This window comes from Tangfeifania diversioriginum (assembly GCF_900141875.1).
Taxonomy (GTDB): domain Bacteria; phylum Bacteroidota; class Bacteroidia; order Bacteroidales; family Prolixibacteraceae; genus Tangfeifania; species Tangfeifania diversioriginum.
Genome location: NZ_FQZE01000007.1, coordinates 150,542 through 163,043, shown reverse-complemented (window position 1 = coordinate 163,043; position 12,502 = coordinate 150,542). Strand labels below are relative to the sequence as shown.

10 protein-coding genes are annotated in these 12,502 nt (G+C 39.0%); 2 read left to right on the top strand and 8 right to left on the bottom strand.

Features of this window, described 5'->3' with window-relative positions; genetic code table 11:
• Nucleotides 1-140 precede the first annotated feature (140 nt).
• The 3 genes from BUC07_RS06570 to BUC07_RS06560 form a co-directional block, all read right to left on the bottom strand.
• Complete coding sequence (locus tag BUC07_RS06570) at nt 141-1,052, bottom strand: dihydroorotate dehydrogenase (protein ID WP_073167505.1); 912 nt, start codon at nt 1,050-1,052, stop codon at nt 141-143.
• Nucleotides 1,040-1,822, bottom strand: a complete 783-nt coding sequence (locus tag BUC07_RS06565; protein WP_073167502.1) for a dihydroorotate dehydrogenase electron transfer subunit — start codon at nt 1,820-1,822, stop codon at nt 1,040-1,042. Before BUC07_RS06565 ends, BUC07_RS06570 begins: the two co-directional genes overlap by 13 nt.
• A 335-nt stretch (nt 1,823-2,157) precedes the next feature.
• On the bottom strand, nt 2,158-2,523 hold the full coding sequence (locus BUC07_RS06560) for a helix-turn-helix domain-containing protein (RefSeq protein WP_175552478.1): 366 nt from the start codon (nt 2,521-2,523) through the stop codon (nt 2,158-2,160).
• Nucleotides 2,524-3,439: 916 nt separating this feature from the next.
• Here BUC07_RS06560 and BUC07_RS06555 point away from each other — a divergent pair.
• Nucleotides 3,440-4,495, top strand: coding sequence for a metallophosphoesterase (locus BUC07_RS06555; RefSeq protein ID WP_175552477.1), 1,056 nt, complete (start codon nt 3,440-3,442; stop codon nt 4,493-4,495).
• Here the strand turns inward: BUC07_RS06555 and BUC07_RS06550 are convergent.
• Nucleotides 4,472-7,363: a TolB-like translocation protein gene (locus BUC07_RS06550; protein WP_073167492.1), complete on the bottom strand. Its 2,892-nt coding sequence runs from the start codon at nt 7,361-7,363 to the stop codon at nt 4,472-4,474. The genes BUC07_RS06555 and BUC07_RS06550 overlap by 24 nt on opposite strands.
• Before the next feature lie 97 nt (nt 7,364-7,460).
• Nucleotides 7,461-8,162, bottom strand: coding sequence for a DUF975 family protein (locus BUC07_RS06545; protein ID WP_073167488.1), 702 nt, complete (start codon nt 8,160-8,162; stop codon nt 7,461-7,463).
• 175 nt (nt 8,163-8,337) lie between these two features.
• On the opposite strand from BUC07_RS06545, the gene BUC07_RS06540 reads away from it, so the two are divergent.
• Complete coding sequence (locus BUC07_RS06540) at nt 8,338-9,294, top strand: helix-turn-helix domain-containing protein (RefSeq protein WP_073167486.1); 957 nt, start codon at nt 8,338-8,340, stop codon at nt 9,292-9,294.
• A 7-nt stretch (nt 9,295-9,301) separates the two neighbouring features.
• Here the strand turns inward: BUC07_RS06540 and BUC07_RS06535 are convergent, their stop codons facing one another.
• The 3 genes from BUC07_RS06535 to BUC07_RS06525 all read right to left on the bottom strand — a co-directional run bounded on the left by BUC07_RS06535 (nt 9,302) and on the right by BUC07_RS06525 (nt 12,449).
• The gene (locus BUC07_RS06535) at nt 9,302-10,540 is read right to left on the bottom strand and encodes a tetratricopeptide repeat protein (RefSeq protein ID WP_073167483.1); all 1,239 of its coding nucleotides are present in this window, start codon (nt 10,538-10,540) and stop codon (nt 9,302-9,304) included.
• 111 nt (nt 10,541-10,651) lie between these two features.
• Nucleotides 10,652-12,070, bottom strand: coding sequence for a M56 family metallopeptidase (locus tag BUC07_RS06530; protein WP_073167479.1), 1,419 nt, complete (start codon nt 12,068-12,070; stop codon nt 10,652-10,654).
• Nucleotides 12,063-12,449 carry a BlaI/MecI/CopY family transcriptional regulator gene (locus BUC07_RS06525; protein WP_073167475.1) on the bottom strand — a complete coding sequence of 129 codons (387 nt, stop codon included), beginning with the start codon at nt 12,447-12,449 and terminating at the stop codon, nt 12,063-12,065. The genes BUC07_RS06530 and BUC07_RS06525 overlap by 8 nt, the downstream gene beginning before the upstream one ends.
• Between the last annotated feature and the right edge of the window lie 53 nt (nt 12,450-12,502).

The following is a 12,502-nucleotide window of genomic DNA, read 5'->3' as shown; positions in this document are numbered from 1 at the left end:
GAACCAAGCAGCATTTAAAGAAAAGCGTATTAAATTTCTTGAGAATCAACTCGCACAATTAAACAACGTTGCATGATTGTGTATAAGGTAGGTTAAAAAGGTTTGAAGAAAAGAAATGAAGAATCAAAAAAAGAGAATGTTTACATTTGTAAACCGCCAATTAAATCAGTGATATTGTTTAATCTATGCTCTTCGAGGTATTTTTTCATGCCTTCAATGATTTCAAGGGGGATGAACGGATCTTTAAATAATCCGGTTCCAACCTGAACGGCCGATGCACCGGCCAGCAAAAATTCAATGGCATCGGCAGTGTTTATAATTCCGCCAATGCCAATTACCGGAATTTTTACAGCCTGCGCAACCTGCCAAACCATTCGCAGTGCAATTGGTTTAATTGCAGGGCCTGAAAGTCCCCCGGTTATGGTTGAAAGAAGAGGTTTACGTGTAGCCGAATCAATTGCCATTCCCAAAAAAGTATTTACCAGTGACACACTATCGGCTCCCTGGCCTTCAACAGCTTTTGCAATTTCGGAAACATCGGTAACATTTGGCGAAAGCTTGACAATTAAAGTTTTGTCGTACACTCTTCGGACCTCCCTGGTAACAGCTTCCGCCCCCGGGCAGGTAATTCCAAAAGCCATTCCGCCTTCCTTTACATTGGGGCAGGAAATATTTAATTCAATTGCCGGAATTTTGTCCAGTTCGTTAATCTTTTCGGTTAATTCAATGTATTCTTCTACGGTAGAACCATTTACGTTTACAATAAGCGGCGTGTTGTAATCCTTTATTTTGGGGTAAGTAGTTTCAATGAAATAATCAACTCCTTTATTTTGCAGGCCAACAGCATTTAACATCCCTGAGGCTGTTTCAGCCATTCGCGGATATTCGTTGCCATCGCGATTGCGCAGAGTTGTTCCTTTCAGGAAAATCCCTCCCACCTGCGAAACATCATAAAAATCATTAATTTCCTCTGCAAATCCGCACGTTCCAGAAGCGAGCATTACCGGATTTTTTAAATTCAGTTTATGTATTTTTCCACTTAAATCTGCCATTTCAAATCATTAATATTAAACACCGGACCGTCAGTGCATACACATTTGTTACCATGTTGAGTAGGTTCAATACAGCACAAGCAAACGCCAAAGCCACAAGCCATCAGGTTTTCGAGCGATACTTCACAAAAAACACCTGCTGCCTTTGCTTCTTTGGCAACTGCTTTCATCATTGCATCAGGGCCGCAGGCATAAACTTTATCGTAAGCATTCAGTTTTTCCCGGAAAACAGGATGGTGGGTAACAAAACCTTTAGCTCCCAGCGTACCATCTTCAGTTGTAAAATGTAAATTTGCAAATTTTTTATACTCATCAACCTGAATATGGTCTTCAGCACTACGTGCGCCCAGGATTATATCTACATTATCTGTTTTTAACTTCGATTCTTTTGCCAGAAACAGAAGTGGTGCAACTCCGCTACCTCCTCCAACAGCTAGTATTTTCTCATTTGCCGACGGAATAGTAAAACTCTTACCAAGCGGATAAATAAGGCTGATTTTATCTCCTTCGTTAATCTCAGTGAGTACTTTTGAACCTCTGCCCAGAATTTTTACAATAAGTGATAACGTGTTGTTGGAATAATCGACTTCGAAAACCGAAAACGGACGGCGCAGGAATATTTCTTTCGCATTTTTGATGTCAACATTGACAAACTGCCCCGGGGAAATATCGGGTAAAGGCCCGGGAGCGGCCAGCTTTAAAAGAAAATTGGATTGATTTAGTTTTCTATTTGAAATTACAGTAAAATCACCTACTGCCTTTTTGCCCATATCCTAAATATTTACCTGCAAAGATAGCTTTATTTTATTTTCAGAAAATTTGAAATTGAAGAAACTTAATAAAAAAAGGACCGCTAACTGGTAACGGTCCCTCTTCTGTAAATGTAATTAAAAATCTTAGGGCTTGTAAATCGAGAAATCAATATATTTAAATTATCATCTCGTCATTGTTTAAGGACACTACAAATGTAAAACAATATTTTGAAAACTGTTTATTTTTGTAACATTTTGTTTTGTGTTTTACAACATAATATTTCAAATGTAAATAAAAGGTCTCTGTTTCCATGGGTAAAGGAAAGAAATCAAAATATGAATAATTAAGATAATTAATTGGGAGTATAAGATGTAAAAGTTCCGTCAGAATGAAGCAATATCACCTTTTCAATCTTATTTTTAAATTGATTGCCAGTGATTTCAGCATCAATATTATTTGAGGTATTATCATTCCTTGTGGAGGTAGTTTCAATTGAACTGTTAGATGTTCTATTGAGCATGTCTTCTTTGCCTGTAAGCAGCCAGCGGGCGTTTACATCTGGAAATGTAAGCAGAAATCTTTCGATAAAAACAGCCCCTGGTTTATTTCTGCCATTTAATATATGCGAAACATTTGAACGCTGAACATCAAGTAAATCAGCTAATTCGCCAGCTGATATACCTTTGTAATCAATTATTTTTTTTATGCGATCTTTCATTTCTGCATTGCACATTTAACCTATACAAATGTAATTATATATATTTTTATTTCCTAAATTTTTCCTGAATATTTATTTAATGCTGTTTGATTAAATATTTCCCTTTGTTCTTCTCATATTTAAATAAGCTCTTGATATACAATTAGTAAACTTAAAATATCAAAACCTGTAATTAACTTTAATTAAATATTTGTTTTATTCTGGCAACCAATTATTTAAGTTAAGAAAATAAGTGTTTTAAGTGCTGAAAGTAACCACAAATGTATATTATCTATAAACTACTTTAAATAAACAAATTTAATTGGTTGGAATAATGAGTTTTATGATATTAAATTTTGGCAATTGCGTTTAATTGCCTTTCAAATAAAAGTGGAATTGGGCTTTGTACTTGCATGTTTTTCTGAAAGATTAAAAATAATTTTTGTGATGCACATTTGTATCATTCAAACCTGTTACATGCCCACAATAAGTTTACAATTAAACACAGACTCCCATTTGTTTACTTCATATTCTCTTCAAAAATGTTAATACGAAGAATAAAAGAATCAGGATGATTCTTTTATTAATTCAATTTATCCCAAATATCCGGAATGGTCAATTCAGCCCCTTTCATCATTTTTCTTTGGCCTGTTTACGTATATTTGTACGGTTAAATGAAAATATTCAATTCTCGCGAATTTAAAAGTACTCCTATTTGAGTTCAAATAATTGACTTATAACACAATAATAGATTGAAAGGAGATTCGTTCACAAGTAAAATTTAGTTTAAAACAGCATGCGGTCATTTCAAATACTTTATATTCTATTTTTTATCATTTTTTATTTATTGTTGGCCGGAGGATCAATAAAAAATCTAACTGTAATTTTTTTGCAGAATAAAAAAAGATTGCTCAAGCGTTTATTATGGTTTTTGAATGTGATAATTATTTTAGGATTTATTTCATTGTATATCTACCCCAACCAACCCCGAAATGCCACCAACTACCCCATTTATTTTTACTTTAATGCCATCCTGTTTACCATTTTTATTTTCAATATTCCAAATGCGCTGGCTTTTGTACTGCATTGGTTTTTTGAAAAGAAATCAATAATAATTTCGCTGGCAGGTTTCGTAATTTCAGCAGGATTGGGTATTAGTTTACTTTATGGTGTTGTAATTGGAAAACAAAATTTAACTGTAAAAGAAGTTACTTTGACTTATCGAAACCTGCCGAAAAATTTTGATAATTATCGGATCGTCCAGTTTTCGGATTTACACATCGGAGGAATGTTAAAATCGAATACAATCCTGAATAAGACTAAAACAAAATTTGAAAGAATGGATCCTGATCTACTCTTATTTACAGGGGATCTGGTTAACAATTTCCAAACGGAGACCAACGGTTTTCTGCCGGTTTTAAAAGATATGGGTGACCTCAGTCTTTCCTATTCTACATTAGGAAACCACGATTATGGTGACTATACCGATTGGGATTCACCTGAAGAAAAGCTATCCAACCTCGAGGGAATTATTTCGGTTTTGAATGAAACCGGGTTTACGCTTTTAGAGAATCAGCATACAGTAATAAAAAAGGGAAATGATTCCATTTTTCTGGTAGGGGTTGAAAACTGGGGGCATCCGCCGTTTCCGCAGTATGCCAATCTGGAAAAAGCATTACAGGGAGTGCCTGAAGAAGCCTTCACAATTTTAATGACGCACGATCCGGCCCACTGGGAAAGCCAGGTTAAAGGCAAAAAGAGTATTGAATTAACATTGTCGGGGCACACACACGGATTGCAATGGGGCCTAAAGCCAGCAGGTATTTCTTTTAGTCTGGCCTGTCTCACAAGTAAATACTGGGGCGGACTTTACCGAAACGGCGCATCGGTGCTTTATGTAAATACAGGGTTAGGCACAATTGGAATCCCCTGGCGGCTCGATATGCAGCCCGAAATAACGGTTTTCACGTTAAAAAGAGGAGAAATCGATTGAAAAAAGAAAATCGAAATAAACATCTTTCACTTCGGGAATCCATGATGCCCGGAAGCCGATATCTGCCGGCGCATAAAACCTGAAAAAATTAACATCCGAAGTAATTTCGGTACCAAAGGAAGTGATGTCTTTCACAAAGGTTCCGGTAATTTCCCCGTTGTGATAGAAATTTCCTTTCAGCCGCGAGAGGTCGCCAAACAATGCCATTTTTACGCGTCGAACATACAATAATCCTCCCAGGTTCCAATCGGGATAAAAAAGCGGAAATTTATAATCAACACCCAAAGTTGACAAGCCCGTGGTATTTATTTTCCCCCAGTTGCGTGCATACCTGACCATGTCGGAAAACCCAAGCGAGCCGTCATTACTTGTTTTTTGCGTTCCGCCATACAGTTTTATTCCATGTGAATTTAATAATCCCGGTGCATAAATTACCGATTCCAAAGCCCACATATTTCCCGGATTTAGTGAGCCAGCTACTGAATGCCGGTAAGCACCATCGAGCACAAAGCCAAAATCAGGATACATGTCATGGTAACTTTTCCGTAAAAGCTGGTGGTAGTAGAACCGGTAACTTAACGTGTGGAAATTTCCGACGTTAAATTTGTCGGGAGTTGAATTGTGCCTTTTATACGATGTGAAATTGTATTGTAGTTCAGGCTGAAGATACCGGTTATACTTGCCTTTGCTCAAATTAAAAGGAAAGCGAATTCCTGAACCTGCACGCAATTCTCCCCACGTAAATTTCTGAGAGGTTGTATCCTGGCTGATAATATTTCCATTCCTGTCGGTGGTTTGTTCAATTTGTAAGTATTTCGATCGCCTGTTTCCGTTGGTCAGTTCAAAATCAATTTTTGGGTACCAGCCCTTATACGTGTAATTTCCGTAAAACTGACCGGATTCTTCAGCATAATCCCATTTGTAGCCCAAAACCGTTTCGGCAGTTCCCAGTTTATTTTGCGACATCAGGCTGACTCCCGGCGAAATATCGTACGCTCCGGCATCGATAAAAAGCGGGGCCCAACTGTGAAAATTAAACAAATGGGCAGCTTTGCTGTATTTCTTTGAATCATACGAAACCGAATCTGTGGCGCTGAAATCAGGTTTCCCAATCTCCTGTTCCGATAAAGCCTCGGCCAGCTGATATTCACCTTTTTTTACTTCTGAAAGCGGAGTTGCATTTTCGGACTCGGCCGGAATTGAAATCAAACGAAAACCATCAGCAGTGTAATCGCTTACAACTATTTTTGAACTATCTGCCGAAACAGCCGGCGATTCAATCCCAAAACGCGGTTCATAAACTTGTTCAACCACCTGGTTTGAAAAGTTATACCTGTACAAACTGTTCTTCGCAGAAAAAGAACTGACAAAATACAAGTAATCACCCGCAGGAACCAAATGCTTCAAATCGCCCAAATCTTCATCCAGCAGTTGTACCATTTCATTTTTTTGAAAATTGACTTTTGCCAGTCGTTTTCCTTCTGCTGAAAGTGTTACGGCGGCAACTTCATTGTCGTTGATCCACACCGGTGAAAAAAAGTAGTTGTTTTCACTGGTTTGAAAACGCTCAATTAATTCGCCTTGCGGAACCGAATAAACTGAAAGGTAATAGTTGTTTGAAAAATCGGTTTCCACCACCACCAGTTTCTTTTTATTTTTTGAAAGTGCCGGACTGAAACTCTTAAATTCAGGTTTTAATTCGAGTAGCCTGCCTGTTTTTAAATTATACAACCTCAATAACGATTTTCCGCTGTGTTCCCACCTCAAATCCGGTATTTGCTCCGACCAAAGAATCCATTCACCGGAATACGAAACCGATTCATTAAAAATAGGCCCGGGCTTGAAAATTTTTTCTTCATTGCCGTTCAGATCAATTTTGCTGAAAGAAGGAATTTCATCATACGAAGTTTTATAAGAAATCAATGTTGAATCATTTAACCAATGGTTGTAGTTATAGCTTGCAAAATATTTTGGCTGAGAAGTTACAGGCTCAAATTCAGATGGTTCGTAACGCTCATCAGAAACAATCCAATCCGATTGCAGATTGTTGAAAACCGATTTGTAGAGCGTTTTCTTTTTCAATCCGGTTTCTTTTTTAAGTACCTGGTTTACCGGAAAAAGAGAAAACGGCTTATTTCCCACTCTTGTTAAAACTTTCTCCCACAGGTCGGTGCCATATTTGGCGCGTGCACTTCCCACCATGTAGTAACCCAGTTTGTAATGGTTGGGCACAAAATCGCGATACGAACCTAAATAGGCTTTGTCGTAACGAAACACGCCTTTCTCAACTACTTGTGCGCGATGTTCCATCAAAAATGAAGGAAATCGTCCGCGGCCATAATCACTTAATGCTGTTTCAGTAACAACTGCATCGCCTTCAATAATCCACCAGGGCAGGTATCCGCCAAAAATCAGCGCAGTCCCCTGCTGGCCGAGTACAGCTTTTACAATTCCGGGAAGCAAACTGTTCACTTTATCCACCTGAACCACATGGCGGAATTCGTGCAGTGCCAGCTGTTCGAGCCAGTCCTGCGGATAAATTCCCTGATGTGGCGTGGTATAAAATTCAGCGCGTTTGGGTGCCCAGGCTACAAGTCCGTTCGATTTAACCGTTTGTGTGTGTAGTATTACCGATATTTTCCGGGGTTTATGGTTTAGCGAATAAGAACCATAATTGTAAACAGCTTCCAGTTTTCCGGCCAGCTCTTGTGCCTGTTCTTCATAATAATCAGGATAAATGAGCTGAAAATTTTCCGTATTAATCTGGTGCCATTTTATGGAAGCCGGGTCCTGTCCCGTTTGGAAGTACTGGGCAAATGCCAGGTTCGAAATCCAATAAAAAAATATCAGTAATAACGTTTTCTTCATTCCTAAAAATTAGGCTTCCAAAATACGAACAAAGAAATTCACATAAAACAAAAAACCCGGAAAATTCCGGGCTTCTTCATTATAAATATTTCTTTATTTAAACTTCATTCACGCCTAAAATCGGAATTGGATTTTCATCATCGCTCTGGTTTAAAACCGATTGATAAAGTGTGGCAAAAGCCGCATGGTACCACATTATTGAAATAACAACTCCAACAAAAAACGCAATTAACCCAGCAATAACAACAAAGATGGACACAATTGCCATCCAGAATACTTTCCAGCCGTGCCCCCTGGTCATGTGCCAGCTTTTTTCCACTGCCTGCATGGCTTCCAAATCTTTGTCCATTACCAGATACGGCACAAATGCCAGGCGACAGGCAACAATTATACCCGGCACAATTAATAATACTAACCCAATTACTGTTAATGCAGACACAATTAAATTGGCCAACACAATTTGAAGGTATTTGCTTCTAAATCCGTCGAACAAAACTTTAATTTCTGTTTCTTCGTCGCGCATACCTTTTAGAAACAGGTATTTCTCACCGTAAGTAATTACCGGAAGAAAAAGAAACCCGTAGGCTAAGCCAAATATAGCAGCGGGCATTACCCACACAAAGTTCATCCAGTTTGCGTTGTCAACCTGATAATTTACACTCAATGGACCTCTTAAAAGCCCGGTTATAACCACTGCCAGCAAAAGCACCAAAAATGGTTTTCCGAACATGGTGCGCCAGCCGTAACTAAAACTTCCTCCAACCGAAGGGATTAAATTGTAATGTTTTTCTGTTTCCATTTTTTCAAGTTTTAAAATTTTCTGTTTTCATGCATTGTTGATTCAAATGTAGGCCTTCTGTAAAAAAAATCCTTCCTACTTTGGTTGGATTTTAAATATTCACTACTTTGGTAGCCAGCAACAACAGCGGCAATTCGTTAGATTTGTATCCACTACCAAAGTAGTAAACCATAAAATGTTTATTGAGTATTTTTCGTATCTGGCAACTTTTATCGCAACTACCGGATTGGCAGTTATTGGTACGCTTGTTTCGTATCAGTGTTTTCACAGAATGAAAATGCCGGTACTGCAAATTTTGCTGTACCACCAGATTTTTCTTTTCTCTTTTTTTCTTTACGGAATATGGGGCAACCTGGCTATCCGGGAAATTATTACCGATATTGATTTGAGTGCCGAACTAACCCACAAACTTGCATTTTACGTGCCTGTTTTGGGCACCCCGTTTTTAATTGTGAGCTGGTACATGTTGCTGAAATTCGGGTTCAACCTGAATAATTATAAAATTCCGAAACCGGTTGTTTATATTTATTTCATCGGATTTATCGGAACATTGCTTTTGCTCACTTTTGCCATTCAAAATAATTACATTGAGCTTCCGGGAGAGCCCGACATTTCAATTATTTGGGCATTGGCTGGTTTTAATTTTATAGTGCATGCAGTGTTGATTTTACCTTTTGTGAAACCCAACAAGAGTGCAAATGTCCCTTTTCCAAAGAAAGAATTGCAGAAAACTTTTTTCATCTATTTTTCCGGTGTGGTCCTTTATACTTTTTTGCTGGTCTTTTTCGATGCATTTGGTTTTGTTTCAACAAACTTAGCATTGCTGGCATTGTTTGGTGCCAGTGTGGTATTTCCAATCAGGCTGAAATACCTGGCTCATGAAAATGCCAACGAAACCAAAAATATTGATTTTGAATCGTTTTGCTCGAGATATGAAATTTCGAAGCGGGAAGCCGAAATTGTACAGGAAATTTGTACCGGGAAAACCAACAAGGCAATCGCCGAAAAGCTTTTTATAACGCTTCAAACCGTTAAAGATCACACGCATAGAATTTATACGAAAACCGACGTAAAAAGCCGTGTTCAGCTGGCTAACCTGGTGCGCGACAAAACCGGGCTAAACGATTTTTAGCCACGAATCAATCTTCAAAAAACATATCTTCTTTAATGCGTTCAATACGGTTGAGGGCATAGGTCACATTCTTTGCTTCTTCCCCGCCCTCTTTCAAATAAATCTGATAATAATTGAGCGCCAGTGTTTTATTTGAGTTGAATTCCTCGTAAGTTGTGGCAATTTCAAAAAGCACTTCATGTGCAGAAGGATTTAGTTCATAGGTTTTTTTAAGCGCTTCTATCGATTCTTTAAATTTGCGCTGCTGCCCCAGAATCTGCCCCAAATGATGGTACATTTCGGGAAGGTAGGTGGGGTACGACATTTCGATGGCTGCTTCCATATATTCTTCTGCTTTCTCGTAATTTACAAGTTTCTTGTTGCATAAACTCCTATAAAAAAGAACAAAAGAATCATTAGGATTCAGTGAATAGAGGGAGCGCAAAACTTTAAGCGATTGCTTTTCGTAACCGGCAAAATAGCAGCAGATGGCATAATTCAGGTTGATTTTATAAACGGAATCTCCACCCGCCGAGTAGTAGTTTTCAAATTCAGCTTTGGCAGATTCGTAATTTCTGAGCCCGAACTGAAAATTGGCCATCTCCAGATAAAAATCCGGATCACCCGGGAATTGCTTTATTCCTTTATTAAAGAGAGCGACAATTTTATCGTTATTTTTCCGGGCTGCATAAAGTTTCATCAGGTTGAAATAGGATGAATAATCGCGCGGATTTAACTCCAGCACCTTCTCGTACAACCTGGTTGCCTGCTCTTTTTTCCTGATCTGATAGGCACAAAAAGCATATTGTTTGTTCCAGTAAACATTGGAAGAATCGGCCTGGTAAATATTTTCAAAAACAGAAAACGCTTTTCGGTATTTTTTGAGTTGAATGTAGTTTCTGCCCAGTTTTCCGGCGATTGGAAGATTTTCGGGTTGCTCTTCGGTTGCCCTTTGGTAATGCTCCGTGGCATCGTGGTGGTTACCTAATGTGGAAAGTGCATCAGCCAGTTCGATGTTAATTTCCGGGTTGTCTGGCTGCAGTTCCCACGCTTTTGAAAAGGCATTCACTGCTTCCCGGTAATTTTGCATTTGATTGAACACAATTCCCTTTTTCATAAAAAGTCCGGCATCCGGTTTTTCATGAATACGTTTTTCAATTTGCTGCAACGCCTCATTATAGTCGCGTTTCAAAATCAGTAAATCAATTTTTTCCTGCGAAAACACAATTGTGGGGATGAGCAGCAGAATAAGCAGAATTTTATTCATAGCAGAAATATTACCTTCTTTTAAAATGAATTGCCCTTCCTGCGAAAGAGAAAATCTGTTTCAGATGCTGACTCATCACTTTCACGGGAAGGGCAAATCAACCTTTCAACTTTACTGAAGTGCAAAATTTATAGGTACAGTGTAGCTCACATTTACATTTTCTCCCCGCTGTTTTCCAGGCGTCCATTTGGGCAGGCTGTTTACCACGCGCAGTGCTTCTTTGTCAAGCGCAGGATCAACCCCGCGGGCAATTCTGGTATTGGCCACGCTGCCGTCTTTTGAAATCACAAAAGTTACATATACTTTTCCCTGAATACCGTTTTCCTGGGCTGCCAGCGGGTACTCAATATTATTTGCAATGTACTGGCGTAAAGCCAATTCGCCACCCGGAAACTCCGGCATATCTTCCACAATGTAGAATACATCAGCGTCGTGGTCGAGTGTTTTCGGTTCTTCTTTCTGAACCAAAAAGATATTGCCAAGACTATCGGTTTCAATTTTAAAACTGTTTACGTCGGAGTACCGATTTGTAAACTCTTCCATGTCTTCTTCTGTTCCTTCAATTTTCATTCGGCCATCCTCCAGGAGGGTCGATTTTATGGTGACTACATTTTCATCAACACTTGGTTCCTCCAGTTCCATTGTTTCTTTCTGCTCGCAGGCAAAAAACACTATCAGTACAAGGGCGGTAAAAACGCCCAATATAATTTTCACGTTAGCAATTTTCGAAGATTTCATTTTTGACATCATTTTAATTCGGTTTTTAATTAGTGAATAATTGAAATTATTGGTTAACACCAGCTGACCACCGGCAAACTGATTCAGCAAAAGTTTTTTGTAATAGCCGCGGTTTACACCGGAGCCAAGCACTGCCTGATCGGCCAGAAACTCGTGGTTCTCGCGAATGGCGCGGCGCAGCATCCACATAAACGGATTAAACCACTGAAAGGCAGTGAGCAGTTCGAGGATTAAAACATCGAGCGAATGTCCCTGTTTAATGTGTTCCATTTCGTGCGCCATCATGCGGTCGTAGCCTTCGCTGTTTTGCAACGGGCGGCTCACAAAAACATAGTTCATGAAAGAAAACGGGCTGCACTCTTTTTCCAAAATTACCAGTTTAAAACGGTCGTGTTGCTGTACCTGGTTTTTCAGAATGACAAATGCAATTTGAGTCACCCTGAATAAAAACCTGACAAAGAAAAAGGCCACGCCTGCCAGATAAATCCAAATCAGCAAAGTGGTTGAAAGTACGGCCTGTTCAACTGTTACCGATAAATCCTGGCCGTAAACGGTAACTGATTCCAGCACGTTACGATACGGCGTAACTGTTATTTCCGAAAGCATTACCGGCTGTGGCTCATACACCCTGAATTTGAGAAACGGCAACACTACAGAAAATAAAAGTGAGCCCAGCAAAAACAAGCGGTTCAGCCTGAAAAACGTCTCTTTACGCAGAAAAATTACATAAATAGTGGCCAGTAGCGAGAGGCTGATACCGGATTCAAGTATAAAATTAACTGTGCTATTCATCTTTTTCAGGATTTTCGTTTTCCAAATCGCGCTTCACGTCGTCCATCAGTTCATTTAAATCCGAAAGGCTCATGTTATCCTGTTGGGCAAAAAATGAAACCATCTCTTTAAACGAACCGCTGAAATAGTTGCGCATAAAATTTTTCATAAACGAGCGGGTATATTCTTTTTTCGAAACAAGCGGATGATATTCGTGGGTTTTTCCGTAGGCCGTGTGCCCCACAAACCCTTTTTTCTCCAGAATGCGAATAATGGTAGAAACCGTGTTGTATGCCGGCTTTGGCTCGGGCATTTCTTCTATCAAATCTTTTACAAACGCCTTTTCTTTTTGCCAAAGCAACTGCATCACCTGTTCTTCCGCTTTTGTAAGTTCTTTCATTTTATTCTGATTACTAATTTTAAATCTAAACTATTGGCTACAAAAATTGTGCC

Coding starts and splice junctions, on each gene's coding strand:
- BUC07_RS06570 (WP_073167505.1), bottom strand. CDS start 1,052: ATGGCAGATTTAAGTGGAAAAATACATAAACTGAATTTAAAAAATCCG.
- BUC07_RS06565 (WP_073167502.1), bottom strand. CDS start 1,822: ATGGGCAAAAAGGCAGTAGGTGATTTTACTGTAATTTCAAATAGAAAA.
- BUC07_RS06560 (WP_175552478.1), bottom strand. CDS start 2,523: ATGAAAGATCGCATAAAAAAAATAATTGATTACAAAGGTATATCAGCT.
- BUC07_RS06550 (WP_073167492.1), bottom strand. CDS start 7,363: ATGAAGAAAACGTTATTACTGATATTTTTTTATTGGATTTCGAACCTG.
- BUC07_RS06545 (WP_073167488.1), bottom strand. CDS start 8,162: ATGGAAACAGAAAAACATTACAATTTAATCCCTTCGGTTGGAGGAAGT.
- BUC07_RS06540 (WP_073167486.1), top strand. CDS start 8,338: ATGTTTATTGAGTATTTTTCGTATCTGGCAACTTTTATCGCAACTACC.
- BUC07_RS06535 (WP_073167483.1), bottom strand. CDS start 10,540: ATGAATAAAATTCTGCTTATTCTGCTGCTCATCCCCACAATTGTGTTT.
- BUC07_RS06530 (WP_073167479.1), bottom strand. CDS start 12,070: ATGAATAGCACAGTTAATTTTATACTTGAATCCGGTATCAGCCTCTCG.
- BUC07_RS06525 (WP_073167475.1), bottom strand. CDS start 12,449: ATGAAAGAACTTACAAAAGCGGAAGAACAGGTGATGCAGTTGCTTTGG.